Here is a 26,758-nt window from a genome sequence, read left to right as displayed (position 1 = left end):
GCTTAAGGCTTTTTGCTTATAGCTTACAGCTATATAATCGCAAAAATGTCGCTTTCTCTCATAATTAAATAATCTTTTCCTTCCAATTTAAGTTCAGTACCAGCGTACTTTCCGTATAAAACAGTATCACCAACTTTTACAGTTAAAGGTTCATCTTTTGTACCGTTTCCTACGGCTACGATAGTTCCTTTTTGTGGTTTTTCCTTTGCGTTGTCAGGAATGATGATTCCTGATGCTGTAGTAGTTTCTGCTGCAGCTGGTTCAACAAGAACTCTGTCTGCTAAAGGTTTAATGTTTAATCCCATTTTATATATTTTGATTGATTAAATTAAAATTTACTGCTTAGTTTTTGTCAGAAATTATGCCATTGATTTTTTGCTGACATTTTTTCTAAGAGCTTAGGTTTACATATAAAAAAAATGCCAACGTGTCATTTACGTTGGCATTTTTTATGTTTTTATTACAAACTACTGAGCGCTGTCTTTAACAGTATCTGTTACTGCTGGTGTAGCAGGAGTAGTTGTAGTTTCAATATTGTTTAAAGTGTCATCTAACTGAGGAGTATCAGCTGCATTACCTCTTGGAATAGCAAAGTTTGCTAATAAAATTAAAGCAAACATAGTAATAGCTAATGTCCAAGTAGTTCTGTCTAAAAAGCTGTTTGTATTTTGTACACCTCCAATATTTTGAGCACCACCGCCTCCAAATGATGAAGATAATCCTCCACCTTTAGGATTTTGAACCATTACAATTAAGATTAATGCTATTGCAACAATCAATATTAAAACTAAAAGTAAAGTATACGTTGTCATCTATTTATTGTTTTGTAAAATTTGTATTCTTTTAATTTGGTCTGCAAAGAAACCACTTTTTTCTGGATATTTCAAACTTAAAATTTTATATGCTTGAATTGCGCTATCGTATTTCTTTTGTTCAAGATAAACCTTGGCTAAAGTTTCAGTAGCTAATTGGTTACTTTGTTGGTTGTCGGCTATTTTAACATCAGTTGTAGATGTTTTATTTGGTCGGGATATTTTGGGAGCTGTTTCTATAAAACGATCAATAATAGCTTCGTGTTCAGACTTTATAGGAGCTGTTTCTTCCTCTTGCTTTTTTTCTTCTTTCTGAGGAGGAGTAATATCTCTTACAATAGTTTTTTTAGAAGATAATTGTAACCACTGATTGAAGGAAAAGGTTTCGTTTTGGGTAAAAGAAAGTGGTTTTCCGATGGCTAAATCTTCTTCGATAGTTTCAATTGCTGTTGTTTTTTTCTTCGGAAGAATTTTATCTTTTAAGCTAAGTTTTTCTTCCTTTTTAGGAGTTTCTTTAAAAGCTTCCGAAGTAATAAAATCAAACAAAACGGTTCTATCAGTTGTATAAGCAGCTGTGATTTTTAACTCGTTATTGTATTTATAGCTTTCTTGGTTTTTTAAAACCTTTAAACGTAATGCTTTGGCAGATTGAAAATAAGGATACTCTTGGATAAGAGCTGTGATTTCTGAAGAATTTTCTACCGAAATTAATTCAGGTTTTTCTAAAAATTGTATGTATTTATCCTTATTCAATGAGTTTACCATTTAGCTACAGAAGCATTAAAAATATCTTGCGTAATACGCTCTATAATTTCATCTAAAGCTGTCTCTAATACCGATCCAGTTAACTGTTGGTTAGCTCCGTAATCGTAATAGAAAGAAAAACGTTTTTCAAAATTATCTTTTTCTTCAAGAGCATTCACAAAGTTTACATTCACAGAAATTGTTAATCTGTTTTGAGCTGCAGTTTGTTGTGCAGTAGCACTCATAGGAGTGATGCGATAATCGACAATTTCACCTGAAAAATGCAAGTCTCCTCCAGCTTTAACTAACGTTAAATTGGTTTGACGAGTAAAGAGGTCTTGTAAATCTTGTGTGAACTTTTGGCTAAGTATTGGTTCAACTAAAGGTGCCTGATTTGAGAAAAAATCAACTTGGATTGTTTTCGCATTTCCTGTGTTACCACCCGTAAAAGAGTAAGCACCACAACCAATAATGGTAGTTAAACCAATAAATAAAGACAGTATATGAAGAGTTTTTTTCATTTGAAATTGTGAGTGAGTTGTAAAAATAAACAAATTAGCTTATAAGTCGTATTGTTTAATTTTTCGGTATAGAGTTCGTTCAGAAATTCCTAATTCTTTCGCTGCTAGCTTACGTTTTCCATTATTCTTTTCGAGCGATTTACGTATCATTTCAATTTCTTTGTCTTGTAATGATAAACTTTCATCTTCTTCAATTGTTTCAGCATAATCATAATCATCTTGAGGCTGAGTAACTTTAGGAATTTGAACTACTTCAACATTTGAAACTTCTGATAAATCTTGATCCTGATAAATACGTTCAATTAATCGATGATTTTCTTCTTGGACTTCCTCTAAATTACCACTCTGCATTAAATCGAGTGTTAACTTTTTTAAATCGTTGATATCATTACGCATGTCGAACAAAATTTTATACATAATATCTCGTTCGGTAGCAAAATCTGATTGACTGGTTGATTTTCCTCCAACAATAGCAGGTAAATTACTTCGATTATCAGGTAGGTATTGAACTAATTTTTCTGGAGTGATTAATCTGTCTTCTTCAACAATAGATATTTGTTCCGCAATATTTTTTAACTGACGAATGTTTCCAGGAAAACTATAGTTTAATAAAATTCTTACAGCATTTTCGTCCAGTCGAATGGTTGGCATTCGGTATTTCTGAGCAAAATCGGCGGCAAATTTTCTAAATAATAAGTGAATATCTTCTCCACGATTTCTCAATGCAGGCAAAGAAATTTCTATAGTACTTAAACGGTAATATAAATCTTCTCTAAACTTTTCTTTAGCAATAGCTTCCTGCATATTTACATTGGTAGCAGCAACAATACGAACATTTGTTTTTTGTACTTGAGAAGAACCAACTTTTATAAATTCTCCATTTTCCAACACACGTAACAAACGCACTTGGGTAGTTAAAGGAAGTTCACCTACTTCGTCTAAAAAAATGGTTCCTCCATCAGCTACTTCAAAATACCCTTTACGGGTTTGTGTAGCTCCTGTAAACGCTCCTTTTTCGTGTCCGAATAATTCACTGTCAATCGTTCCTTCAGGAATTGCTCCACAGTTAACAGCAATATATTTTGCATGTTTTCGGTGTGATAATTGGTGAATAATTCTCGGGATATTTTCTTTTCCAACACCGCTTTCTCCAGTAACAAGTACCGAAATATCGGTAGGAGCTACACGAATCGCTTTTTCAATAGCGCGGTTCAACTGTATATCGTTACCGATAATGCCAAAACGTTGTTTTATAGCTTGTAAATTTTCCATTTCTTTCTTTAGAATAGAGAAAAAAGAATAGAGAGAAAAGATTGTGTCTTTTTTCTTTTCTCTTGACTCTCTTTTCTAAAAATTAGTTATTGTCAGAATACCCAACAGCTGTACCTTTTAAGGTAGTGGATGTACAATTGTCAATACGCACATTTACAAAATCACCCATTTTATAATTTTCTTTAGGGAAAACTACCACGGTATTTTGTGTATTACGACCTTTCCACTCGTTAGGATTCTTTTTTGATGTCCCTTCAATCAATACTTCTTGAATTTTACCAAGGTTCTCTTTTGTTCTATATAAACTATGCTCTTGTTGTAAATCGATGATTTCTTGTAAACGACGTTTTTTAGTTTCTAACGGAACATTATCTTCCATTTTTTTAGCAGCTAACGTTCCAGGTCTTTCAGAGTAGGCAAACATAAAACCGAAGCTGTATTTTACATGCTCCATTAACGCTAAAGTATCTTTATGATCTTGCTCTGTTTCTCCACAGAAACCTGCAATCATATCTTGGCTTAATGCCATTTCAGGAATGATTTTATAAATATTGTCAACCAACTCCATGTATTCTTCACGGGTATGTTGACGGTTCATCGCCTCAAGCATTGCGTTACTTCCACTTTGAACAGGTAAGTGAATGTATTTACAAATATTTTTGTGTTTCGCCATTACGTGAATTACATCCAATGTCATATCCTGTGGATTTGAGGTAGAAAAACGGAAACGCATTTTTGGGAATTCAGTAGCACACATGTCTAATAATTGAGCAAAATCTACTGCAGAAGCTTGTGCCAATTCAGATGCTTTTTTGAAATCTTTTTTCAATCCACCGCCATACCATAAATAGGAATCAACATTTTGACCTAGTAACGTAATTTCTTTGAAGTTTTTCTCTTGCATACTGCGGATTTCTTCAATAATACTCTTCGGGTCACGACTACGCTCACGACCACGAGTAAAAGGAACTACACAGAATGTACACATGTTATCGCAACCACGAGTAATAGATACAAAGGCAGATACTCCGTTTGAGTTTAAACGTACGGGAGAAACATCAGCATAGGTTTCTTCTTTCGATAAAATTACATTTACAGCATCACGCCCAGCATCAACTTCTTCAATTAAATTAGGTAAATCACGATAAGCATCAGGACCCACAACCAAATCAACGATTTTTTCCTCCTCTAAAAATTTTTCTTTTAAGCGTTCAGCCATACAACCAAGCACCCCAACTTTCATAGTTGGATTTACCTTTTTAACAGCGTTGTATTTTTGAAGTCTGTTACGAACAGTGGTTTCAGCTTTTTCACGAATAGAACAGGTGTTTACCAGTACCAAATCAGCATCTTCTAAATTTTGAGTGGTGTTAAACCCTTGTTCTGCTAAAATTGACGCCACAATTTCGCTATCGTTCATGTTCATTTGACAACCATAGCTTTCTATAAAAAGCTTTTTGTTGTTTCCTTCTTTGTGTTCTGTAACAAGGGCTTTTCCTTGTTGTTTCTCATCAATTATTTTTTCTACGTGTTCCATAAATCCTAAAATCGTGCTAAATAGGGTGCAAATATACAACCAAAAAATATTATTTGTGACAAATTGACATGGATAGTTTTGTTTAATAAAAGGTAAAGTTTTACTAAAAATTAAACATTAAAAAAAAACTATATACTTTTGCAAACTGAATTATACCTATATTAATAAGGTGTAAAGTGATAATGAGATAAAGACGTATGGCAAAAAATTTAGTAATAGTTGAGTCACCTGCTAAGGCAAAAACAATAGAAAAGTTTTTAGGAAAAGATTTTCAGGTTGAATCGAGTTTTGGACACATTGCAGACTTACCATCTAAGGAATTAGGGGTGAATGTTGAAGGAGATTTTAAACCAAAATATATAGTTTCTACCGATAAAAAAGCAGTAGTAAAAAAACTAAAAGATTTAGCAAAGAAAGCAGAAACTGTTTGGTTAGCTTCCGATGAGGATCGCGAGGGAGAAGCTATTGCATGGCATTTAGCAGAACAATTAAAACTAAAGGAGGAAAACACAAAACGTATTGTTTTTAACTCAATTACGAAGCAAGCAATTTTAAAGGCAATTGAAAATCCACGTACTATTAATTATAATTTAGTAGATGCACAACAAGCGCGACGTGTATTAGACAGAATTGTAGGTTATGAGTTATCTCCAGTATTATGGAGAAAAGTTAAACCAGGTTTATCGGCAGGTAGAGTTCAGTCAGTAGCAGTACGTTTAATTGTAGAGCGCGAACGTGAGATAGAAAGTTTTGAAACAGAGGCTTCTTATCGTGTAGATGCAGAGTTTGTAAATGCTGAAGGGAAAAAGTTTAAAGCAAAGTTAGCTAAGAACTTTTCAACCAAAGAAGAAGCAGAAAAATTCTTAAACTCTTGTGCAGATGCAGCGTTTTCGGTAGCAGATTTACAACAAAAACCAGCAAAGAAATCACCAGCACCACCATTTACAACGTCAACATTGCAACAGGAAGCATCTAGAAAATTAGGTTTTCCAGTGGCAAAAACGATGATGATGGCGCAACGTTTATATGAAGCGGGGTTGATAACTTACATGAGAACAGATAGCGTTAACTTATCTGATGATGCTAAAAATGCAGCGCAAGAAGAAATTATAGCTTCTTACGGAGAGGAATACAGCAAGCCACGTAATTTTTCAACCAAAACAAAAGGAGCACAAGAGGCGCACGAGGCGATTCGTCCTACAGATATGACACGTCACGAGGTTTCTGTAGATTATGATCAAGATAGGCTATATAGTTTAATTTGGAAACGTACGCTAGCTTCACAAATGAGCGAAGCACAGTTAGAACGTACGGTTGTAAAAATAGACAATACAAAAAACAAGAAGCAGTTTACAGCAAATGGAGAGGTAATTACTTTTGAAGGTTTCTTAAAAGTGTATTTAGAAGGAACCGATAATGAAGATGAAGAGCAAGCAGGAATGTTACCTAAGATGGAAGTAAATGAATCATTGATAAACGAATTGATTACTGCAACACAGCGTTATACGCGTCCGCCAGCAAGATATACAGAAGCTGCTTTGGTAAAACAGTTAGAAGAGTTAGGTATTGGACGTCCGTCAACCTATGCACCAACAATTTCAACGATTCAAAGAAGAGAGTATGTTGAAAAAGGAACTGTTGAAGGAAAAGAAAGAAATTATATCCAGCTAAGTTTAGCAAATCAACTAGTATCTGAGCAAGTTTTAACAGAACGAGTAGGTTCTGATAAAGGAAAATTAGTTCCGACAGATATAGGAAATATTGTAAATGATTTCTTAGTAGCTAATTTTGAAACAATTTTAGATTACGGCTTCACTGCTAAAGTTGAAAACGAATTTGATGAAATTGCTGAAGGAAATGAGGATTGGACAGCAATGATTAAAGATTTCTACAAAAACTTTCATGTTGTTGTAGAAGATGTTGCAGCGAATGCAGAAAGAGCAAAAGGAGAGCGTTTGTTAGGTATAGATCCTGAAAGTGGTAAAAATGTATATGTACGTTTAGGTCGTTACGGAGCAATGGTTCAGATTGGTGAAGCTACCGACGAAGAGAAACCACGTTTCGCGAGCTTGCAAGGTGATCAAACCATGAATTCTATCACTTACGAAGAAGCAATGGACTTGTTTAAGTTGCCAAAAGTTTTAGGTGATTATGAAGGTATGGAAGTAGAAGTAGCAAACGGTCGATTTGGGCCTTACATTAAATTCGATGGAAAATACGTGTCGCTTGACAGAGATGAAAACCCTATGTCGGTAGATATGGACAGAGCCATTGAATTAATTGAAGCTAAACGTAAAGCAGATGCTCCTATTGGTGAGTACGAAGGAATGCCAATTCAAAAAGGAGTTGGTCGATTTGGACCTTTTATCAAGTGGAATTCAATTTTTATCAACGTTAACAAAAAATACGATTTTGATAATTTAAGTCAGTCAGATTTAGAAGAGTTAATCGAAGACAAAAAGAAAAAAGAACGCGAAAAACTAATTCATAATTTTGAGGAAGTTGGTATTCGAGTTGAAAAAGCACGTTGGGGTCGTTTTAATGTAATTAAAGGTAAAATAAAGATTGAATTACCTAAAACTACAGAGATTGAGAAGTTAACGCAAGAAGAGGCAGTTAAGATGATAGAGGCAAAAACTCCAAAAAAGAAAACCGCAAAGAAGAAAGTAACCAAAAAGAAATAAAGAAGCGTTCTATAAAAAATAGTTTGCTATATTAGCACCCTAAAAATCCCCCAATAAATGAATAACGACTTCTTTACACCTATCGAAGAATCTGTGGCTGCTCACGTGCTTGAGCAAGCACCTTCAGCATTAGGTAAGATAGTTCAACTTCATACTGTTGAAAATGGTTTTCCAGATTTAACAGACGTTTCAATAGCTATTTTAGCAGTTAAAGACGGAAGGGGATCCGTAGGTAATGAAGGATGTGGAAATGGTTTAGACCAAATTCGTAAACATTTTTATCAGTTGTATGCTGGTAAATGGACTACCCAAATTGCCGATTTAGGAAATATAGAAAAAGGAAATACCGTAGAAGACACTTATTTTGCGGTTAAATCATCAATAGAATTTTTACTGAAGAATAATATTTTGCCGATCATCATAGGTGGTGGGCAAGATATTACCTATGCGAATTATAGAGCTTACGATGCTTTAGAACAAACAGTTAATTTAGTAGCGGTTGATAGCCGATTCGATTTAGGCTCGTTAGAAGAAGAGCTTACATCAAAATCGTATGTAAGCAGAATTGTTATGGAAGAACCTAACAATCTTTTTAACTTCAGTAATATAGGGTATCAAACCTATTTCAACTCTCAAGAAGAGATAGATTTGTTAGATAAATTGTATTTCGATGCTTATAGGTTAGGAGAAGTAAAAGATATTACTTTAGTAGAGCCTATAATGAGAGATGCAGATGTGGTGAGTGTAGATATAGGGAGTATTCGCCAAAGTGAAGCGCCAGCAAACGAAAATGCTTCGCCAAACGGATTTTATGGAGAAGAAATTTGTGCAATAGCACGATATGCAGGGATAAGTGATAAAGTAACTTCTTTCGGAATTTACGAGTACAATGTTATGTTAGACTCCAACAGTCAAACAGCAAAATTGATAGCTCAAATAATTTGGTATTTTATAGAAGGAATGAACTCTAGAGCAAAAGATTATCCGTTTGCAACCAAAGAAAGTTATCAAAAATTTACCGTGCTTTTAAGCGATGACGACCCAATAAACTTTTATAAAAGTGATAAAAGTGGTCGTTGGTGGATGGAAATAAATTTAATATCGAATAATAAACACAAAAGACATGCGTTAATACCATGTAGCTATCGAGATTATGAACTCGCATTACAGCAAAAAACACCTGAAAGGTGGTACAAGGCTTTGCAAAAGCTTGTTTAAAAGAAAGTTACCTAATGTGTGAAAAATTATAACTCGTAATTGTTTTTTAATAAAAAAAATAATAGGTTTACGCCTCTTTTATAAGAAAAGATATAATATGAAAAAAATAGCATTACTTGCATTATTGGTATCTATCATCTACTCTTGTGGTTCAAGTGGAGATAGAGGAGAGTTAGTAGGAGTAAAGTCTACAAGAAAATGGTTTGCCGAAAAACCGTATGGAATGGCTAAAATACCAGGAGGGTCTTTTACTATGGGTAAACAAGATGAAGATCCTATGGGAGCTATGAATGCGCCAACTAAAACGGTAACTGTACAACCATTTTACATGGATGAAACAGAAATTACAAATAGTGAGTATAAAGCATTCGTATTCTGGGTAAGAGATTCTATTACAAGAACTAAATTAGCGTACCAAGCAGAATTTGCATCAATGGGAGCTGGTGAAGGTGAAGGAGCAGGAAGAGCAGAAGGTATTCAATTATATGCATTTGCATCAAAAGATACAGTAAATGAAACTCCTTACGAAAAGTACATGCGTGAAAACTACTACGAGTTAGGGGCAGGATTAGATTCTTTAAAACCATTAAACTGGGAAGAAGAAATTATTTGGGAAGCTCCTGAATATCCAGATGCTGATTACGTAGAGGTAATGGATTCTTTATATATTAAGAAAGATGAGGCTTTAAACGGAATTAGAACTTTTAATACTAAGTTGTTAAACTACAGATACTACTGGTTTGATAACGAAGCAGCAGCAAGAACAGGGAAGAACAGAAAAGATTTCTTAAAGAATGAAGTAATTAACGTATATCCAGATACCACAGTTTGGATTAAAGACTTCAACTATTCATACAACGATCCAATGCACCAAGAGTATTTTGCTCACAAAGCATACGAAAACTACCCAGTAGTAGGTGTAACTTGGAATCAAGCAAAAGCATTTTGTAACTGGAGAACTCAAACTAAAAATAACTTCCAACGTTCAAGAAAAAAGTTAGGATTAGTACCAGCGTTCAGATTACCAACAGAGGCAGAGTGGGAATATGCAGCTCGTGGAGGTTTAGACTATGCTAAATATCCTTGGGGTGGACCAAGTACTACAAGTGATAGAGGATGTTTCTTAGCAAACTTTAAGCCAGTACGTGGAGACTATGCAGCAGATGGAGCTTTATATACAGTAGAAGCAATGTCATACAATCCAAATGAATATGGATTATTCAACATGGCAGGTAACGTTTCTGAATGGACAAATACAGCGTACAACCAAATGTCTTACTACATGGGGTCTACAATGAACCCGAACGTAGAAATCAAAGAAAACAGAAGAAAAATTATCCGTGGAGGTTCATGGAAAGATGTAGCCTATTTCTTAGAAGTAAGTTCTCGTGATTGGGAATATGCAGACACAGCAAGAAGTTATATCGGATTTAGAACTGTTCAAGACTATTTAGGAACAAACAAGAGTAATTAAGAAGAAAACAAGAATAAATATTAATCCCCAAAAATTTAAAAATTAAAATTATGGCACAATCAAAATCAACTAAGAAGATGTTCAATATGGCTTACGGTTTAGGAGCCGCAGTAGTTATCATTGGAGCATTATTTAAAATTTTACACTGGCCTTTTGGAAATGAAGTATTAATGATAGGTATGATTGTGGAAGCAGCAGTTTTCGCATTATCAGCTTTCGAAGCAGTAGAAGACGATTTAGATTGGACTAAAGTATATCCAGAATTAGCGGATGGACAACCAACAGGAAAAAAAGCAAAAGAAGCTTCTCCTGCTGAAGCACAAAGCATGTTATCTCAAAAGTTAGACAATATCTTAAGTGAAGCTAAATTAGACGCACAATTAGTATCTCGTTTAGGAGATAGCATTAAAAGTTTCCAAGGAGCGGTAGAGCCTTTAGCATCTGCTTCTCAATCAATTTCAGCTACAAACAGCTATAATGAGCAAATGTCTAGAGCAGCAGCTCAAATGGAATCTTTAAACAGTTTATACCAAACTCAAGTAGAGAATGCTAGTAAGCAAGCTGATTTAAACTCTGCAATGGTTGAAAACTCTCAACGTTTACAAGAGCAAATGCAATCTTTAGCAACGAACTTATCTTCGTTAAATGGAGTTTACGGTGGAATGTTATCTGCAATGTCTAACAAGTAATTAATTAGTTTATCTAAATAATTAACTAAACAAACTAATTAATATGGCAGGAGGAAAACTATCACCAAGGCAGAAGATGATTAACCTTATGTACTTAGTGTTTATTGCAATGTTAGCAATGAACATGAGTAAAGAGGTATTATCAGCCTTTGGATTAATGAATGAAAAATTAACCGAAGCAAACATAAAGTCAACAGAAAAAAACAAAACGGCTTATGAAACTTTAGCTCAAAAAGCTGCTGAACAAGCAAAGCAGTATGGAGAGGCTAAAGAAAAAACAGATAAGCTAAAAGTAGCTGCGGATGAATTATATGCATATGTTGGAGATTTAAAGAGCCGAATGACAGGTGATTTAGAAGATAAAACAGCATATGAAACTATGGATAAGTCTAAGTTTTTAGACGAATTATTCTTTAAAGGCGGAAAAGTAACTGAAGCAGGTAAAGAATTTGTAGCTAAAATAGAAGGGTTTAGAAACCAAGCAATGACAGCTTTAGAAGGAACAGAGGTTGCAGATGTAATAGCGGCTCGTTTCAGTACAGAGAAAGTAACTAATAAAGATGGAGACAAAATCGATTGGTTAAAGTATAACTATGAAGGTTTCCCTTTAATTGCTTCTTTAACAAAGTTAACTCAAATTCAAGCGGATATTAAAGCTACAGAATCTGATGCGTTAACAGCGTTATTACAAGGAGAGTTACAAAGTGCAGTTTCTATGACAAAGTATGAGGCTATGGTTGTTTTCGACAAGAGCGCATACTATCCAGGAGAAAACTTATCAGGTAAGATTGTTTTAGGAAAAAAAGATCCTAATTTAACAGCTGAGAAAGTTATCGTTAATGGTGAAGAAATTGAGAAAGATAAAATTCAAGCAGGTCAAGTTATCTTAGACGGTCCAGCAGGAAACGTAGGAGACAAAGAATTAAAAGGAGAGTTCCAGTTTAAAGAAGGAGATTCTATTGTTAAGATAGACATCAAAGGAGCATATGCTGTAATTCCAAGACCAAACGAAGCATTAGTTTCGGCAGATAAGATGAATGTAGTATATCGTGGTTTATCTAACCCATTAACTATTTCTATTCCAGGAGTACCAAGTAATAAAATTAGTGCATCAGCTCCAGGTTTAAAAAGAGTAAGTGGAGATAAATATGCAATGTATCCTGGTAAAGGAAGCGAAGTAAATATCGTTGTAACTGGTACACCAGCAGGATCAGATAAAGGAGTACGTTCTGTAAAGAAATTTAGAATTAAAGACATACCACCAGCAGTAGGTATGGTAAGAGGACAATACGGTACAGTAAAAATGCCAAAGGCAAGTTTAGGAAATGTTAGTATTGCAGCTGGTTTACCAGACTTCTTATTCGATTTAAAATTAAACGTATCTAGTTTTAAAATTAAAGTTCCTGGTCAAGTAGCTATTCCAGTTAACGGAACTAGATTAAACCCTAGAGCAAAAGCAGCGTTATCAAAAGCTAGAAGAAATGATGTAATTACTATTTTTGATATTAAAGCATCGGTTTCTGGCTCTAATTATAGCATCAAAAAAGTATTACCTGTTGCTATAGAAATTACAAATTAATAAGTAAAAACAAGAAAGTATGAATTGGAAGCGTTTTTATATGGTTTTATTCGCATTTGCAGCAACAAGTTATGCAAGTGCACAAGCTAACCTTTTAAATGCTAAAAAGGTAGATGAAATTGGATTTAAATCTGAGGCACAAATCGCTTCAGAAGATGACAAACCACTTCCTTATGGCTATATTAGTGATAGAGATGTGTTATGGTCTAAAGTGGTGTGGGAATATGTAGATTTAAATCAAAAAATAAATCTCCCTTATTATTACCCAATTGATACTATGAATGCCGGATTAACAAGACGTTCGTTATTTGATACCCTATTAAAAGGAATTAAAAATGGTGAAATTACAGAAGTTTATAACGACTCTTATTTCACTACTAAAATAGGGATGGAGGAAGTTAAAGTAATGACTTATAACGAGCGCCAAAATGGTGATTATGTTGATCCTTACTATGTACAATCTCAAGATATCAAAGGATATATGTTAAAAGGTCTATGGTATTTTGATAAGCGTCAAGGTGAGTTAAAGTATCGTTTATTAGCGTTAGCCCCTATGGGACCAGACGTACAAGTAATGGGAGTTGAAGAAATTGACGATAAAGAAAATGTGTACGAATTGTTCTGGGTATATTTTCCAGATGCAAGAGAAACCTTACACAATTCTAAAGTATTCAACCCTGAAAACTCAGCGCAACCCTTGTCTTACGATAACTTGTTAAACGCAAGACGTTTTAATTCTACAATTCTAAAGGAAGAAAACATTTATGGAGACAGAGCTATTTCTGACTATATCCGTGGAAACTCATTATTCCAATTATTAGAAGCGAATAGAATTAAAGAAGGTATTCGTGATCGTGAAATGGATATGTGGAATTACTAGAATTCTGCTACACATAATTAAAAAAGAGCTTGCATTGCAAGCTCTTTTTTGTTGTAATAATAGTATTTTTGGGGTATGATTAGAAAGGTAGATTATATAGTTGTTGGGTTAGGACTGTCAGGAATAGCGTTAGTAGAAAAGCTTATAGAAAACAACAAGAGTTTTGTAGTTTTTGAGAACAACTCACAAGTATCATCTGTAGTAGCAGGTGGTGTATACAATCCTGTAATTTTAAAACGATTTACACCTGTTTGGAACGGTCACGAACAGTTGCAAAAAGCACTTCCTTTTTATAAAAAATTAGAAAAAAAATTAAACATAACGTTAGATTATAGTTTGACGACAAAGAAGGTGTTTACAAGTGTGGGGGATGAGAACAATTGGTTTATAGCTTCAGACAAGCCGATGTTAACTCACTATATGAATCCTACGATTCAAAAAGAAAAAATTAAAGGAGTAATTGGCGATTATGGATTTGGAGAGTTAACAGGTACAGGAAGAATAGATACACCATTACTGGTTACTGCCTATAAAGAATATATCAATTCTTTAGGGAATCTTGTTGAAGAAGCTTTTGATTATTCAAAATTAATGATTGAAGATAATGTTGAAGTTCAATACCAAGATACCATTGCAAAACGAGTGGTGTTTAGTGAAGGTTTTGGATTGAAAAAGAATCCATTTTTTAATTACTTACCACTTAATGGAACAAAGGGAGAAACAATAACTATTCACGCTCCTGAGTTGCAAATTGACTTTCTGTTAAAAGGAAGTGTTTTTGTAATGCCTTTAGGAAATGATAACTATAAAGTTGGAGCAACGTTTAATTGGACAGATAAAACCTCTATTCCAACAGAAGAAGGGAGAAAAGAGTTGGAAGATAAGCTTCAGAAAATTATTTCCGTGCCTTATACAGTGATAGAGCAATCAGCAGGAATACGTCCTACGGTAAAAGATAGAAGACCTTTAGTAGGCGTTCACCCTAAATACGCTCAATTAGCGGTTTTAAACGGCTTAGGCACACGTGGAGTTATGGTAGCGCCAACTGTTGCTGAAAACTTGTTTAATCACCTTGAAAATGGTAAAAAATTAGATAGCGAGATTGATATTAAAAGATTTGAATAATGTGAATCTAAAAACGTTCACAAACAAAAATAGCTTCCTGATTATAGGAAGCTATTTTGTTTTGATATGATTGTATTTTAAAAACTACTTTTCTGATTGTAATTCTTTAGCGTCTTTTTTGTAACTCACGAAAAGGTTAATCCAGATAATTCTTGAAAGACGAATAGTAACTGGAGTTAAGATTAAAGAAACAATTACAATAGCAATAAAACTATGTAAAATAGACAATCCGATAAATACCTTTGCTATAATAAAAATAGCAACAAAAAGTGCCACTGCCAATGCGTAATTAACATACATGGCGCCAAAAAAGAAAGAAGGTTCCATCATGTATTTAAAGTTACATTTAGGGCAATTTTCGTGTAACGTAGTCATTTTTTTTGGGTTGAAATTTAGCTTGTACTTGAAAAAATCACCTTCATGACAACGAGGACATTTGCTTTTGAAAATACTGTATAATTTACTTCCTTTTCCAAACATTTCTTATAGATATTAAGTTCGATTAACTATTTGCTTTTTGTAAGTTTGCACAAATTTCAACAAAAATAAAACAGTATTTTGTAACCACAGTTACAAAACCTTGGTAATTTGCTAAAATTATGTTAAACGTACACGATTTATCAGTTTCCTTTATGGGAACAGATTTGTTTTCTGGAATCACCTTTAAATTAATTAAAGGAGATCGTATTGGATTGATTGGAAAAAACGGAGCAGGTAAATCTACGTTACTTAAAGTTTTGGCAAAAGATATTGAAAGTAGTGGTGGTACGTTGGCATTTGATAAAGAGGTTCGTATCGGGTTTTTACGTCAGGATATTGATTTTGATTATGGAAGAACCATTTTAGAAGAAGCCTACCAAGCATTTACTGAAATTAAAGAAATTGAACTAGAACTTGATGAAATCAACCGTCAATTAGCGGAAAGAACTGATTACGAAAGTGAAGCGTATAATCAATTAATTGTTGATTTAAACGAGAAAACAGAACGTTATGAGCTACTTGGTGGATATAACTACCAAGGAGAAACTGAAAAGATTTTACAAGGATTAGGATTTCAACGTGAAGATTTTGATAAGTTGACCGATACTTTCTCTGGAGGTTGGCGTATGCGTATCGAACTCGCAAAACTTCTTCTTCAGAATAATGATATTTTATTACTCGATGAGCCTACCAACCACTTAGATATCGAGTCGATTATTTGGTTAGAAAACTTTTTGAAGAACTATGCAGGGGCTATCGTATTGGTGTCGCACGATAAGATGTTCTTAGATAACGTAACTAATCGTACCATAGAAATTTCGTTAGGTCAGATTTACGATTACAAAAAACCGTATTCTGAGTTTTTAAAACTACGTGCTGAGATCAAAGAAAAGCAGTTGCAAACACAGAAAAATCAACAAAAGGAAATAGAACATACCGAAAAGTTGATTGAAAAATTCCGTGCAAAAGCTAGTAAAGCTTCCATGGCGCAATCGCTGATTAAAAAGCTGGAGAAAGTAGAGCGTATAGAGGTCGATCAGGATGATAATGCTGTGATGAATGTTCGTTTTGAAATTTCAAAAGAACCAGGTAAAATTATTGTAGAGGCTGAAAACTTAACCAAGAACTACGGAGAAAAAGAGGTGTTGAAAGATGTTGACTTACTCATCGAGCGTAATAGCAGAATAGCTTTTGTAGGTCAAAATGGACAAGGAAAATCTACTTTAGCAAAAATGATGGTGGGGGAAATTCCGTTTGAAGGAAGTTTAAAACTCGGACATAATGTAGAGATAGGTTATTTTGCACAAAACCAATCCGAAGAATTACCACCTGAAAAAACAGTGTTGGAAATTATGGAAGATGCTGCCAATGATTCTAACCGATTAAAGGTGAGAGACATGTTAGGAGCCTTTTTATTTGGTGGAGAAGCAGTAGATAAAAAAGCAAAAGTACTGTCAGGAGGGGAGCGAAACCGTTTGGCCTTGTGTAAGTTATTATTATCACCATTCAATGTGTTGATAATGGATGAGCCTACCAACCACTTAGATATTGCTTCTAAAAACGTACTGAAAAAAGCTTTACAGAACTTTGACGGAACCCTAATCGTAGTATCTCACGATCGTGATTTCTTGCAAGGGTTAACTACAACAGTTTACGGATTTAAAGACCGAGAAATAAAAGAATATTTAGGAGATATTGATTACTTCTTAGAGCAACACAAAATGGAAAGTTTGCGTGATGCTGAAAAAAGAACGGTGGTAAAAGACGAAAAAGATACGTCTAAAAAAGAAGCCTATCAATTATCGAAAGAGCAAGAGAAAGAGCTAAAGAAGTTAAAAAACAAGCTCAATAAAATCGAAAACCAAATAGCGGATTTAGAAGCTGAAATTGAAAAAATAGATTTAGAACTCGCTCAGAACTACGACGAAGTTGCTGCTCGCCCTAACTTCTTTGAAAACTACAAAGCCAAAAAAGCTAAAGTAGACGAGTTAATGGAAGAGTGGGAGCAAGTAGAAGAACAAGTAGCTAGTTTTTAATATTACTTTTTGCGACCAGAGAAATGTTCCATTGTTTTATAAATTCCAAAGACGTTTCCTGCAAACCAATCAAAAATAGTAATTGATGTTACCGCTTGAGCAAAACGTGTAAATCTGTAAATATAACCAGGAATACTGATTAACTTTTTATTCTTCTCAATTGCTTTAACAATGGTTAATGCTGTTGCTTCAGGTTCAAGAATTGGAATTTTAGACCTTACACCGTCAAACATACCAGTATTGATGTAGTAAGGCAATATTGTGGTAACATTCACTTTTTTATTCAGTTGCTCCATCTCTAAACGCAAGCTATCCGACCAACCGATAAGCGACCATTTACTAGCAGCATACACCGACATTTTAGGGTTTGAAACTAGTCCGCCAGACGAAGCAATATTGCAAATATGCCCTGAATTTCGATCCAGCATATCTTTAAGAAACTCAAGTGTGATAAACATTGGTGCATTTGCATTAATTTCCATGGTTTTAGCAATGTCAGGTGCCGTATGGTCTTTAAAATATTTACCAACTATAATTCCTGCATTGTTGATTAATACATCAACAACACCAATTTCTGCTTTAACTTTTTTAGTGGTGTCTTGAATTTGTTCAAGGTTTGAAATATCAACGGTATACGTAAATAGTTCTCCTAGGTTAGAAAACTCAGCTATGGTTTTATCAATATTTCCTTGGTTAATATCCCAGATAATAACTTTGGCTTTTCGTTCTAATAGTAAACGAACCATTATTTTACCAATTCCAGAAGCTCCTCCAGTAATTAAAACTGTTTTATCTTTTAAGTACATATTTTTGTTTTAATTGTAATAACTTGTTATAAAGGTAGTTACGTGTTGTTATACTTTAGCTTTCGGTTTAGTATTGACGTTAGCAATTTCGAGTGGGTTCGGATGTAGTCGAATCCGCCGTAATTGCGGTTATACATCTTAAGTTAGCATACGTTATTTTTTATAGTTTTTTAAGTAGTACATAATCATTGTCAAAATCCTCGACTTTTAAAATTCGTTTCGGATTACAAGAACTTTCTCGGTAAGCGATTTCAGGATTTCCATAATCTACTTTTGTTCGATTAAAACAACCTTGCTTTTTTAGAACTACATAAATTTTTCCGCTTTTCAAATCATCATTAGATAGTTCTACACCACAATTGAAAGGAATTGTTTTTGAATGAGCAAAATCATTGCCATAATCAGCATAATTTCCAAGATAGGAACCATAATCTTTCCATCTCCTAAATTTATATCCAAGTGTTCCTAAAAGTTTCAATTCTCCATTGTCCATTTGATAAACTAAAATTGGTGGTAAAGAAGGATTATTATTTTCGGACGTTACTGAAACTCTTGTCATAATATGACTGTTTCCTCTTTGTGCGTCTCTCAAAAAATATTGACTTCCATAATCGTCAAATGACCAGCGTTTTCCTTTCCAGATTTTGTCAAATCTCAACGACAAATCTCCATATTCTACTCTTGTAGTAGGTTTTAAAACTTTATATCCAAGTGCTTTTTTTCTTTCCGCCTCAATTTTCTTTTGTTCAATTGTTCTATCGATTTTCGCTATTTCTTTTGAAGCAATTGTTGCATCATTAGTTCCTTTATAATTATCTACAATTCCTTGAAATTCAGTTTTTGCTTCAGACAGATTATTTTCTGAAAGAAGTTTTTTTGCTCTAATAAATCTGTTTTCTGCTGTATTCTTTATTTCAGTCAATTCAGTCGAACAGTTTTTCAATTCCGTTTTTGTCTGTTCCAGTTCAGTTTTTAATTCCGATAACTGCTTTTTGGTTTCTCCGTCTGAACAACTGAACAGTAATAATGTTCCAAAAGTAAGTGCGAGTAAATTTCTTTTCATTCTGTTGATGGTTTGTAATAATTGTAAATCTATTACGAAAATTTTAATGTTTATTGTGGATTTCCGTAATATATGCTAACTTGTTATATAAGAAATAAAAGTTTTGTTATCCCTGTACTATAATGTGATAAGAGGAGATTTTAGCAATTTTATTTCAATTCAATTTTCGAGTTTCAATATAGTAAAATAATGTCATTTCGAGCGAAGGAAGAAATCTCAAAATTATGAGTTACTCCTTTTAATAAGATTTCTCACTTCCGTTACACTTCAGTTCGAAATGACGAAAGGAGTCATTGCGAGTGGTAAAGAAGCAATTTTTGTGTTGGTAGTTCGAGATAAATAGCTTACTTCAGTCGTTCCTCCTTCGTAATAACGTTTTTATTTGTCATTTCGAATAAGCGATTTTATGAGCGACTGAGAAATCTTAAGATTGTGAGTCACTTCTATTAATGAGATTCTTCCCTCTGGTCGGAAAGACAGTGAGTGTTTTTGTTCTGGTCGGAAAGACGAGGGTAAAAAAATGTCAAAAAAGTGTAAAAGAAATGTCAATTCTCTTAAAAAGAAGAGAAAAAATGTGTTATTTGTAAGTTGTATGAGTAAGAGAGCTATTTTTTATATAGGTATATTTTTAATTTCAGTACAACTTATTTCTTGTAAAACCAATAATGAGTTTGCTGAAAAAGTAAGAGTTTCATTGCGAAATGTGGGGCATCAATTGTTGTTAACCAACCAAGATTCTACTTCATTGGTGTTGCCTATAAAAGAACTAAACAAACATAAATATCAATTAACCTTTCAAAGTAATTTGCAAGTATCACCTGATAGTTTGGTAGCGATTGTAAAAAGAAGTTTTTCTCAATCAGAATTACCATCCAACTACCGTATTGAGGTGAAAGAATGTTTGAATGAGGAAGTAGCCTACAGTTACGAAATGATGCAGAGTGAAGAAAATGCCATTGTACCTTGTAAGGGAAGAGTGTTACCTACCAGTTGCTATTTTATAGATGTCCAGTTTCTTAAAAAGGAAAATAAGAATCAATATTTCTTTTACGGATTTCTACTCTTAATTTCGGTTTTGGGTTTTGGTGTGTATCAAAAAAAGAAAAGAAAAACAATAACCGACACAGCTTCGAACAATTCGCTAAGTTTAGGAAGGTTTACATTTTATCCTGAACAAAACAAGTTGATTAAAGAAGCGGAAGAAATTCCGTTATCTAATAAAGAGTGCGAGTTGTTAACCATTTTTATTGACAGACCCAACGAAGTGATTAAAAGAGAGGAATTGATGAAAAAAGTTTGGGAAGAAAATGGTGTTGTGGTAGGTAGAAGTTTAGATACCTATATTTCAAAACTTCGTAAAAAGTTAAAAGACGATGCTTCTATAAAAATAACTAACATTCACGGGGTAGGATATAAGCTAGAAATAGATTAAACCTGTATTTTTGTGGTGTTAATTTTTTTGGAATGCTTTTTCAACTCAACATACCTACTCCCATAAATCAGCAAATTCAATTGCCCGTTTTAGCAAACAAAGGAATTGAGCTGTTTGTAAAGAGAGAAGATACCATTCATCCATTTGTTTCAGGGAACAAATTCAGAAAACTAAAGTACAATATTGAAGAAGCAAAGCGACAAGGAAAAGAAACCCTGTTGACTTTCGGAGGCGCTTTTTCAAATCATATTGCAGCGACTGCTGCTGCAGGAAAAATAGCTGGATTCAAAACCATAGGAATTATTCGAGGAGATGAATTAGGGAAAGATATAGAGAAGACTCTTGCTCAAAACAAAACCTTAAAAAATGCGTTCGATAATGGGATGCAATTCCAATTTGTTTCTAGAGAAGTTTATCGAAATAAAACTTCCGAAGTATTTATCAAACATTTAAAAAAAGAATTTGGTGATTTTTACTTGGTTCCAGAAGGAGGAACCAATGCGTTAGCGGTACAGGGCTGCGAGGAGATTTTAACAAATGAAGATGAAAAATTCGATTATATTTGTTGTGCGGTAGGTACTGGAGGAACCATTTCTGGATTGATAAATTCAGCTAAAGAACATCAGGAAGTGATTGGTTTTCCTGCCTTAAAAGGTGATTTTTTAGCAGATGAAATACAACCTTATGTGAAAGGAAATACAAATTGGAATTTACAAACCGACTATCATTTTGGAGGGTACGGAAAATATACTCCGGAATTAATTCGTTTTATAAATGAGTTTAAAGAGCAAACCAATATTCCGTTAGATCCGATTTATACAGGAAAGTTGTTATACGGAATTATCGATTTGGTTTCGAAAGATATGTTTCCTGTAAACAGCAAAATTTTAGCAATTCATACAGGAGGTTTGCAAGGAATTGACGGAGTAAATCAAAAATTAAAGAATAAAAATCAAGAGTTAATAAAGGTTTAATGAAGATAAAAGTAGTTTTATTAGCAGCATGTGCTGTGATATTGGCAAGTTGTGGTTCAGGTAAAAATGTGGTAAGGTCTACACCTAATGAGGTTGTATTGGATACTAAAGAAGAAAAAGCTCCAGAGTTGCCACAATTAGAGCAAGTGAAGCGTCCAGCAACAACAACTGTAAATCATACCGAAACCTATATTCAAAAGTTTGCACCAATTGCGGTAAAGAAAATGCACGAGCACGGAATTCCTGCAAGTATTACCTTGGCACAAGGAGTGTTAGAGTCAGGAAGTGGTAGAAGTGCATTAGCGCTTCGTTCTAACAATCATTTTGGAATTAAGTGTCATAGAGGTTGGCAAGGACATAGTGTAACTCATGATGATGATGAAAAAGGAGAATGTTTTAGAAAATACAAATATCCAGAAACATCGTACGAAGACCATTCTCAGTTTTTGTTAACGCGTAGCCGTTACGCAAGTTTATTTAAACTAAGACATACCGATTATAAAGGTTGGGCGTATGGTTTGAAAAAAGCTGGGTATGCAACGGATAAACGATATCCGCAAAAGTTAATTTCTATCATTAATAAATACGATTTATCTCAATACGATAGGGTAAAACCTGACGGATCGTTAGCCGCTAAAATACAAAGTTACAAAGAAGAGTCTCATAAAGTGCAAAAAGGAGATACGTTGTATTCTATATCGAGAAGGTATAATATTTCGGTACAACGATTAAAAGAAGTAAATGGATTGACGGATAACAACATTAGTATTGGTCAAGACTTACTTGTAAAATAAAAAAGCAATAGATTATATATGCCAATTATAAAGCCTGTAAACGGAAAACATCCGCAAATACCAAAAGATTGTTACGTAGCGGAAAATGCTACCATTGTTGGAGATGTACAAATGGGAAAAGAATGTAGTGTATGGTTTAATGCTGTAATTCGAGGAGATGTACATTATATAAAAATGGGAGATAAAGTGAATGTACAGGATGGGGCAGTTATACATGCTACCTATCAAAAATCACCAACAACTATCGGAAATAATGTGTCTATTGGTCATAATGCTTTGGTGCATGGATGTACAATTCACGATAATGTGTTAGTAGGTATGGGAAGTATTATTATGGATGATTGTGTGGTAGAATCGAATTCTATCATTGCTGCAGGCGCTGTGGTAACTAAAAATACACATATTGAAAGCGGAAGTGTATATGCAGGAGTTCCAGCTAAAAAAGTAAAAGATATTTCTCAAGAGCTAATTTCCGGAGAGATTGATAGAATAGCCAACAATTATGTGAAATATTCAAGTTGGTTTAAAGAAGAATAAATGAAAAGTAAAAGCCCTGTTTTAAAACTAAAACAGGGCTTTTTCAATCAAAACTAATCTACTATAAATCGATATTACTTATCGTCTTTATTTTCTTTTTGATGCTTTCTTTTTTCATGCATTTTGCGGTCACCTTTCTTTTTGTGTCTGTTCATTTTTCTTGCAGCCATTTTTTCAAAGCGTTCGTATTGTTGCTCGTTTAAAATGCGTTTCATTTCAGTTTTGTATGCAATTTGCTTGTCTAGCATTTTGGTTTTCATTGCATAACGCTCTTCCGAAGTAGGCTTACTGTCGCTCTCTTTCATCGCTTTTCTCTTAGCCCACATCTCTTTTCTTTCAGCTACTTTTTTAGCTATTAAAGGTTTAATTTGGTTTTGTTGCGCTTCAGTTAAATCCAACTTCAACGTCATTTTTTTAACTTCTAACTCTGTTTGTTGCTCTACCGTTAATTGCTCACGTTTACCTTTATCTCCTTTTTGTGCTTGAGTAGTAACGGTAAATCCAACCGCTAAAACCAATACTGTCAATAATTTTTTCATGTTTATAAAAATTTAAGGTTTTGTAATTATTTACGATTCTAAGACCAAGCGAGATTAAAAAAGTTTAAATTTGAAAGTATTTTTAACTTTTTTTTAGTTTTTTATGAAGTCAATTTTCAGAATTGCTGTAAGATTTTTATTGGTGGTTATAGCAGCGTTTGCAATCTTCTTTTTTTGGGCGTCTTCACCAACCATGGATGAAGCTGAATACGCAAAAATAATTACACACGAGTATGATGCCACTTTAGATACTGATTCTGTTTACAGTATAGTAACATACAATATTGGATATTTAAGCGGAATGACAAATAACCGAGCAATCGCAAAACCTAAGGAATTATTCGATTCTAATATGAAAAAGGTACTTGCTGAAATTAAAAAAGTAAATCCAGATATATTGGCTTTTCAAGAAATTGATTACAACGCAGCGAGATCGTATGAAGTAAATCAGGAAGAAGAGATCGCTAAATTAGGATATAACTATGTGGCAAGAGGTATAAATTGGGATGAACATTACGTTCCTTTTCCTAATTGGCCACCAAGCATGCACTTTGGTAAAATTGTGTCGGGACAATCCATTTTAAGTAAGTACGAATTGAAGGATTACCAACGAATTGTGTTAGAGCGTGTGGCAGATAATCCGTTTTATAGAGATGCGCTGTATTTAGATAGGTTGGTGCAGGTGGTTAAAGTGGTTATAGAAGGAAAAGAAGTTGTGGTGATAAACTTACATTTAGAAGCATTTGACAAAGCAACGCGAGTACGTCAGTTTGAATATGTGTTGAATCTTTTCAATAGTTATAAAACAGCGTATCCGACTATTTTATTGGGTGATTTTAACTCAAAAGCAAGAGATAGCGAAGCTATTATTCAAAAAATGTTTTCGATGGAAGGTATAGGAAATGCGGCATTTTCTTTTGAGAATCCTGAAAATACATTTGATACTAAAGATCCCGTAGAACGTATCGATTATATTTTTTACACAGAAAATTCGATAGAATATATTGAAGGGAAAGTATTAAATGAATTTGGAGAAGCATCTGACCATTATCCAATAGAGATGAGGTTCAAATTGAAATAAATAAAAAACAACTTTATCGAGTTGTTTTTTAGCTTAAAACTAAAACCCCGACACCTCGGGGCAAACAAATTTGTTCGTCCCGAAAAGTCGGGATTTGTGGTGGTGCCTCCAGCCCCGAAGCGTCGGGGGAACCAGGGGATTACTTTCTTAATAAGATGTCGTTTAAGATGGAAGGGTTAGCAATAATCTTTTCTATAAACTTTTTGCTTTTCATTCTTTTAATAAATCGTTCTAAATAAAGCGCATCTTGTTTGTTTTGACAAGAGTGAGTTAAAATAATTTTCCAGTAACTAGTAGCTTTGGTGTAGTTAGATTTATAATGATGTGTATTGTGTTGTAGTAATCTGTTTTCAGGATTTATACTTTCACCTATGTAATATCTATTAATAGTTTGGCTATGTAATATGTATAGAAAATGCATAAACCGAAGTTAACTAAAAAAACCGAACAAATTTGTTAGTCCCGAAAAGTCGGGATTTGTGGTGGTGCCTCCAGCCCCGAAGCGTCGGGGGAACCAGGGGATTACTTTCTTAATAAGATGTCGTTTAAGATGGAAGGGTTAGCAATAATCTTTTCTATAAACTTTTTGCTTTTCATTCTTTTAATAAATCGTTCTAAATAAAGCGCATCTTGTTTGTTTTGACAAGAGTGAGTTAAAATAATTTTCCAGTAACTAGTAGCTTTGGTGTAGTTAGATTTATAATGATGTGTATTGTGTTGTAGTAATCTGTTTTCAGGATTTATACTTTCACCTACGTAATATCTATTAATAGTTTGGCTATGTAATATGTATAAAAAATGCATAAACCGAAGTTAACTAAAAAACCCGAACAAATTTGTTCGGGTTTTTGTGGTGGTGCCTCCAGAACTAAATACTTTTTATTTCATTTTGTTTTATTTCATGTTAATGTGTTGCATTTTATCTAGTTAATTTAACACCTTCAAGGGAATGTACATTTCATTTTATTTCATGTAATAGTATTATATTGCAATTTTTAACGCTGTAAATAACGCTGTAATGAAGACACCACACATAAGATATTACTTAGAAAGTAAAAATAAAGATGTAGAGAAAAGAGTCGTTGAGGAAGCTATAATGGTCGAGGTGAATTATGGTTATAGAGTATCTGGAGTTAATGGGGAAGGAAGAACTAAGCCTTTTAGGGTAGCTTTAAAAGCAATGATTTTACCTAAAGATTTTGGAAGAAAAGAAAATAACTTTATATATGATGAGGTTGTTTTTAAGAAGTATTCAAGAAAAAATAATACAATAAAAGTAAAAATGGGTTTCTTAGAAAATGCTATACATGAGTTAGAAAATCATTATGTTGTTAACAGGATTATGCCAAAACCACTAGAGTTTAAAGAAGCATTAAAAATAAAACTCTATGGTAAACAAGAAGAAGGAATTGTAGAACAAACTATTTTGAATTTTGTTTATAATAAAATAAAAGAAGATGAGAGAAATTTAAAAATAGAGCAGAAAAAAGGTATTTCAGAGGGTACTATTAAAAGTTATAGAACATTAAGTCATCATTTAGAGAATTACCAAATTGCTACAGATGATATTTTGAAGTTTTCAACTTTTGATGAGATAAAATATTGGGTTTTTTGGAATGTCCTTAATGATATTTTTAAAGGTAAAATATCTGTTAAAAATCCAAATCAACCGATAAAGCAAAGAACAAATGTTAATGGGTATTCTGCTAATTCACTTCAAAAACACCAGAAAAACTTATTACGTGTCTTAAGATTAGCCAAAAAGGAACATAAGCTAATTTTAGATTTGGAAGATGAAAGTTTAATATTAAAAAACTCTGAAAGCATGAAAGATTTTTATGTTTCAGAATCAGAATTGCAAAAGATTATTAATACTGATGTTTCGCATGATGTTAAAATGCAAAGAGCAAAGGAGTATTCAATTATAGCAGGTTTAACAGGTATGCGTTTTGAAAGTATGTTTGATGGAGTAAACGAAACAATTGAAGTTTATAAAGAAGATGGGTTTGATTTCCAGTATATACATAGCAAACAGAATAAAACGAAAACAGAAGTTTATATTCCGTTACTGAAACCAATACAAGATATTTTAGAAAAACACGATGGTAAGTTTCCTAAATTTCCAATAAATCAAACTATTAATGAAGATTTAAAAGATTTGTTTAAATATTTAGAAATAGATGAAATAGTAACAATAACTAAAGTGACATATAGTGAAGGTACTGTAGTTCGTAAAGTTCCAAAATATGCGGTGATAAGTGCGCATGACTTTAAGCATACATTCTATTCCAATTTGTATAAACATAAGGTTAGGAGGTCAATTATAGATAATATAACGCATCCAGACCGCGTACAAAAAAATGCGATGGCAAAAGTTTATAATAGAGCAAATATGTTAGACAAAGCTATAATGTTTGTTACGGAGATAAATAAAATAAGCTCATCAATTTATCAGTTTTAGGATTGTGTCCTGATTAAAAT

General features: G+C 33.5%; 26 protein-coding genes. 14 read left to right on the top strand and 12 right to left on the bottom strand.

Features of this window, described 5'->3' with window-relative positions:
- Positions 1-29: 29 nt before the first annotated feature.
- The 6 genes from ACR9ES_RS06055 to miaB all read right to left on the bottom strand — a co-directional run bounded on the left by ACR9ES_RS06055 (position 30) and on the right by miaB (position 4,886).
- Entirely contained in the window at positions 30-305 is a 276-nt protein-coding gene (locus tag ACR9ES_RS06055; RefSeq protein ID WP_028892451.1) for a co-chaperone GroES, read from the bottom strand.
- A gap of 162 nt (positions 306-467) precedes the next feature.
- The gene (gene secG / locus ACR9ES_RS06050; protein WP_299009515.1) at positions 468-812 is read right to left on the bottom strand and encodes a preprotein translocase subunit SecG; all 345 of its coding nucleotides are present in this window, start codon (positions 810-812) and stop codon (positions 468-470) included.
- On the bottom strand, positions 813-1,565 hold the full coding sequence (locus tag ACR9ES_RS06045; protein WP_435255480.1) for a hypothetical protein: 753 nt from the start codon (positions 1,563-1,565) through the stop codon (positions 813-815). It abuts the gene before it with no gap.
- Positions 1,566-1,570: 5 nt separating this feature from the next.
- Entirely contained in the window at positions 1,571-2,077 is a 507-nt protein-coding gene (locus tag ACR9ES_RS06040; RefSeq protein WP_435255479.1) for an LptE family protein, read from the bottom strand.
- A gap of 39 nt (positions 2,078-2,116) precedes the next feature.
- On the bottom strand, positions 2,117-3,349 hold the full coding sequence (locus ACR9ES_RS06035; protein ID WP_435255478.1) for a sigma-54 interaction domain-containing protein: 1,233 nt from the start codon (positions 3,347-3,349) through the stop codon (positions 2,117-2,119).
- Positions 3,350-3,431: 82 nt separating this feature from the next.
- A complete protein-coding gene (miaB, locus tag ACR9ES_RS06030; RefSeq protein ID WP_435255477.1) occupies positions 3,432-4,886 on the bottom strand; it encodes a tRNA (N6-isopentenyl adenosine(37)-C2)-methylthiotransferase MiaB in 1,455 nt (484 codons plus the stop codon).
- Positions 4,887-5,083: 197 nt separating this feature from the next.
- Between miaB and topA the strand changes: the two genes are divergently transcribed.
- The 7 genes from topA to ACR9ES_RS05995 all read left to right on the top strand — a co-directional run bounded on the left by topA (position 5,084) and on the right by ACR9ES_RS05995 (position 14,535).
- Complete coding sequence (gene topA, locus ACR9ES_RS06025) at positions 5,084-7,570, top strand: type I DNA topoisomerase (RefSeq protein WP_435255476.1); 2,487 nt, start codon at positions 5,084-5,086, stop codon at positions 7,568-7,570.
- Positions 7,571-7,627: 57 nt separating this feature from the next.
- Positions 7,628-8,788: a formimidoylglutamase gene (locus ACR9ES_RS06020; protein ID WP_435255475.1), complete on the top strand. Its 1,161-nt coding sequence runs from the start codon at positions 7,628-7,630 to the stop codon at positions 8,786-8,788.
- 97 nt (positions 8,789-8,885) lie between these two features.
- A complete protein-coding gene (gene gldK, locus ACR9ES_RS06015) occupies positions 8,886-10,262 on the top strand; it encodes a gliding motility lipoprotein GldK (protein ID WP_274634071.1) in 1,377 nt (458 codons plus the stop codon).
- 50 nt (positions 10,263-10,312) lie between these two features.
- On the top strand, positions 10,313-10,951 hold the full coding sequence (gldL, locus tag ACR9ES_RS06010; RefSeq protein WP_435255474.1) for a gliding motility protein GldL: 639 nt from the start codon (positions 10,313-10,315) through the stop codon (positions 10,949-10,951).
- 43 nt (positions 10,952-10,994) lie between these two features.
- A complete protein-coding gene (gene gldM / locus ACR9ES_RS06005; RefSeq protein ID WP_435255473.1) occupies positions 10,995-12,530 on the top strand; it encodes a gliding motility protein GldM in 1,536 nt (511 codons plus the stop codon).
- Positions 12,531-12,549: 19 nt separating this feature from the next.
- On the top strand, positions 12,550-13,410 hold the full coding sequence (gene gldN / locus ACR9ES_RS06000; RefSeq protein WP_274634073.1) for a gliding motility protein GldN: 861 nt from the start codon (positions 12,550-12,552) through the stop codon (positions 13,408-13,410).
- Between the two features lie 75 nt (positions 13,411-13,485).
- A complete protein-coding gene (locus ACR9ES_RS05995; protein ID WP_435255472.1) occupies positions 13,486-14,535 on the top strand; it encodes an NAD(P)/FAD-dependent oxidoreductase in 1,050 nt (349 codons plus the stop codon).
- 84 nt (positions 14,536-14,619) lie between these two features.
- Here ACR9ES_RS05995 and ACR9ES_RS05990 read toward each other — a convergent pair whose 3' ends face one another.
- Entirely contained in the window at positions 14,620-14,910 is a 291-nt protein-coding gene (locus ACR9ES_RS05990) for a DUF983 domain-containing protein (RefSeq protein ID WP_366936884.1), read from the bottom strand.
- A 224-nt stretch (positions 14,911-15,134) separates the two neighbouring features.
- On the opposite strand from ACR9ES_RS05990, the gene ACR9ES_RS05985 reads away from it, so the two are divergent.
- Positions 15,135-17,051 carry an ABC-F family ATP-binding cassette domain-containing protein gene (locus tag ACR9ES_RS05985; protein ID WP_435255471.1) on the top strand — a complete coding sequence of 639 codons (1,917 nt, stop codon included), beginning with the start codon at positions 15,135-15,137 and terminating at the stop codon, positions 17,049-17,051.
- 2 nt (positions 17,052-17,053) lie between these two features.
- On the opposite strand, the gene ACR9ES_RS05980 is transcribed toward ACR9ES_RS05985, so the two are convergent.
- Both ACR9ES_RS05980 and ACR9ES_RS05975 read right to left on the bottom strand, forming a co-directional pair.
- Positions 17,054-17,857 carry an SDR family oxidoreductase gene (locus tag ACR9ES_RS05980; RefSeq protein ID WP_435255470.1) on the bottom strand — a complete coding sequence of 268 codons (804 nt, stop codon included), beginning with the start codon at positions 17,855-17,857 and terminating at the stop codon, positions 17,054-17,056.
- A gap of 160 nt (positions 17,858-18,017) precedes the next feature.
- Positions 18,018-18,920: a hypothetical protein gene (locus ACR9ES_RS05975; protein WP_435255469.1), complete on the bottom strand. Its 903-nt coding sequence runs from the start codon at positions 18,918-18,920 to the stop codon at positions 18,018-18,020.
- Between the two features lie 592 nt (positions 18,921-19,512).
- Between ACR9ES_RS05975 and ACR9ES_RS05970 the strand changes: the two genes are divergently transcribed.
- Genes ACR9ES_RS05970 through ACR9ES_RS05955 form a run of 4 tightly spaced genes read left to right on the top strand, consistent with a single transcriptional unit; the run spans position 19,513 to position 22,657 of the window.
- Positions 19,513-20,352, top strand: coding sequence for a winged helix-turn-helix domain-containing protein (locus ACR9ES_RS05970; protein WP_435255468.1), 840 nt, complete (start codon positions 19,513-19,515; stop codon positions 20,350-20,352).
- 32 nt (positions 20,353-20,384) lie between these two features.
- Positions 20,385-21,326, top strand: coding sequence for a 1-aminocyclopropane-1-carboxylate deaminase/D-cysteine desulfhydrase (locus ACR9ES_RS05965; RefSeq protein WP_435255467.1), 942 nt, complete (start codon positions 20,385-20,387; stop codon positions 21,324-21,326).
- Entirely contained in the window at positions 21,326-22,120 is a 795-nt protein-coding gene (locus ACR9ES_RS05960) for a glucosaminidase domain-containing protein (RefSeq protein ID WP_435255466.1), read from the top strand. Before ACR9ES_RS05965 ends, ACR9ES_RS05960 begins: the two co-directional genes overlap by 1 nt.
- An 18-nt stretch (positions 22,121-22,138) precedes the next feature.
- Positions 22,139-22,657 (top strand): gamma carbonic anhydrase family protein, encoded by a 519-nt coding sequence (locus tag ACR9ES_RS05955; RefSeq protein ID WP_435255465.1) that lies wholly within the window; start codon positions 22,139-22,141, stop codon positions 22,655-22,657.
- Positions 22,658-22,731: 74 nt separating this feature from the next.
- Here the strand turns inward: ACR9ES_RS05955 and ACR9ES_RS05950 are convergent, their stop codons facing one another.
- Positions 22,732-23,196 carry a Spy/CpxP family protein refolding chaperone gene (locus ACR9ES_RS05950; RefSeq protein ID WP_435255464.1) on the bottom strand — a complete coding sequence of 155 codons (465 nt, stop codon included), beginning with the start codon at positions 23,194-23,196 and terminating at the stop codon, positions 22,732-22,734.
- Positions 23,197-23,299: 103 nt separating this feature from the next.
- On the opposite strand from ACR9ES_RS05950, the gene ACR9ES_RS05945 reads away from it, so the two are divergent.
- Positions 23,300-24,277: an endonuclease/exonuclease/phosphatase family protein gene (locus tag ACR9ES_RS05945; RefSeq protein WP_435255463.1), complete on the top strand. Its 978-nt coding sequence runs from the start codon at positions 23,300-23,302 to the stop codon at positions 24,275-24,277.
- Between the two features lie 139 nt (positions 24,278-24,416).
- On the opposite strand, the gene ACR9ES_RS05940 is transcribed toward ACR9ES_RS05945, so the two are convergent.
- Both ACR9ES_RS05940 and ACR9ES_RS05935 read right to left on the bottom strand, forming a co-directional pair.
- Positions 24,417-24,698 (bottom strand): GIY-YIG nuclease family protein, encoded by a 282-nt coding sequence (locus ACR9ES_RS05940; protein WP_435255462.1) that lies wholly within the window; start codon positions 24,696-24,698, stop codon positions 24,417-24,419.
- A 101-nt stretch (positions 24,699-24,799) separates the two neighbouring features.
- On the bottom strand, positions 24,800-25,081 hold the full coding sequence (locus tag ACR9ES_RS05935) for a GIY-YIG nuclease family protein (RefSeq protein ID WP_435255461.1): 282 nt from the start codon (positions 25,079-25,081) through the stop codon (positions 24,800-24,802).
- A gap of 214 nt (positions 25,082-25,295) precedes the next feature.
- On the opposite strand from ACR9ES_RS05935, the gene ACR9ES_RS05930 reads away from it, so the two are divergent.
- Positions 25,296-26,738 carry a hypothetical protein gene (locus ACR9ES_RS05930; protein ID WP_435255460.1) on the top strand — a complete coding sequence of 481 codons (1,443 nt, stop codon included), beginning with the start codon at positions 25,296-25,298 and terminating at the stop codon, positions 26,736-26,738.
- Positions 26,739-26,758 lie beyond the last annotated feature (20 nt).

It is taken from the genome of Tenacibaculum sp. A30 (assembly GCF_051200845.1).
Taxonomy (GTDB): Bacteria; Bacteroidota; Bacteroidia; order Flavobacteriales; family Flavobacteriaceae; genus Polaribacter.
This window is presented reverse-complemented; position numbering and strand designations above follow the sequence as displayed.

Bases quoted from the DNA above. Each gene is read 5' to 3' on its own strand.
- ACR9ES_RS05940 (WP_435255462.1), bottom strand. From the start codon at position 24,698: ATGCATTTTCTATACATATTACATAGCCAAACTATTAATAGATATTAC.
- ACR9ES_RS06035 (WP_435255478.1), bottom strand. From the start codon at position 3,349: ATGGAAAATTTACAAGCTATAAAACAACGTTTTGGCATTATCGGTAAC.
- ACR9ES_RS05990 (WP_366936884.1), bottom strand. From the start codon at position 14,910: ATGACTACGTTACACGAAAATTGCCCTAAATGTAACTTTAAATACATG.
- secG (WP_299009515.1), bottom strand. From the start codon at position 812: ATGACAACGTATACTTTACTTTTAGTTTTAATATTGATTGTTGCAATA.
- ACR9ES_RS06055 (WP_028892451.1), bottom strand. From the start codon at position 305: ATGGGATTAAACATTAAACCTTTAGCAGACAGAGTTCTTGTTGAACCA.
- ACR9ES_RS05945 (WP_435255463.1), top strand. From the start codon at position 23,300: ATGAAGTCAATTTTCAGAATTGCTGTAAGATTTTTATTGGTGGTTATA.
- topA (WP_435255476.1), top strand. From the start codon at position 5,084: ATGGCAAAAAATTTAGTAATAGTTGAGTCACCTGCTAAGGCAAAAACA.
- ACR9ES_RS05985 (WP_435255471.1), top strand. From the start codon at position 15,135: ATGTTAAACGTACACGATTTATCAGTTTCCTTTATGGGAACAGATTTG.
- ACR9ES_RS05960 (WP_435255466.1), top strand. From the start codon at position 21,326: ATGAAGATAAAAGTAGTTTTATTAGCAGCATGTGCTGTGATATTGGCA.
- ACR9ES_RS06020 (WP_435255475.1), top strand. From the start codon at position 7,628: ATGAATAACGACTTCTTTACACCTATCGAAGAATCTGTGGCTGCTCAC.
- gldN (WP_274634073.1), top strand. From the start codon at position 12,550: ATGAATTGGAAGCGTTTTTATATGGTTTTATTCGCATTTGCAGCAACA.
- ACR9ES_RS06040 (WP_435255479.1), bottom strand. From the start codon at position 2,077: ATGAAAAAAACTCTTCATATACTGTCTTTATTTATTGGTTTAACTACC.
- ACR9ES_RS05965 (WP_435255467.1), top strand. From the start codon at position 20,385: ATGCTTTTTCAACTCAACATACCTACTCCCATAAATCAGCAAATTCAA.
- gldK (WP_274634071.1), top strand. From the start codon at position 8,886: ATGAAAAAAATAGCATTACTTGCATTATTGGTATCTATCATCTACTCT.
- gldM (WP_435255473.1), top strand. From the start codon at position 10,995: ATGGCAGGAGGAAAACTATCACCAAGGCAGAAGATGATTAACCTTATG.
- ACR9ES_RS05950 (WP_435255464.1), bottom strand. From the start codon at position 23,196: ATGAAAAAATTATTGACAGTATTGGTTTTAGCGGTTGGATTTACCGTT.
- ACR9ES_RS05970 (WP_435255468.1), top strand. From the start codon at position 19,513: ATGAGTAAGAGAGCTATTTTTTATATAGGTATATTTTTAATTTCAGTA.
- gldL (WP_435255474.1), top strand. From the start codon at position 10,313: ATGGCACAATCAAAATCAACTAAGAAGATGTTCAATATGGCTTACGGT.
- ACR9ES_RS05955 (WP_435255465.1), top strand. From the start codon at position 22,139: ATGCCAATTATAAAGCCTGTAAACGGAAAACATCCGCAAATACCAAAA.
- ACR9ES_RS05935 (WP_435255461.1), bottom strand. From the start codon at position 25,081: ATGCATTTTTTATACATATTACATAGCCAAACTATTAATAGATATTAC.
- ACR9ES_RS05930 (WP_435255460.1), top strand. From the start codon at position 25,296: ATGAAGACACCACACATAAGATATTACTTAGAAAGTAAAAATAAAGAT.
- miaB (WP_435255477.1), bottom strand. From the start codon at position 4,886: ATGGAACACGTAGAAAAAATAATTGATGAGAAACAACAAGGAAAAGCC.
- ACR9ES_RS05975 (WP_435255469.1), bottom strand. From the start codon at position 18,920: ATGAAAAGAAATTTACTCGCACTTACTTTTGGAACATTATTACTGTTC.
- ACR9ES_RS05995 (WP_435255472.1), top strand. From the start codon at position 13,486: ATGATTAGAAAGGTAGATTATATAGTTGTTGGGTTAGGACTGTCAGGA.
- ACR9ES_RS05980 (WP_435255470.1), bottom strand. From the start codon at position 17,857: ATGTACTTAAAAGATAAAACAGTTTTAATTACTGGAGGAGCTTCTGGA.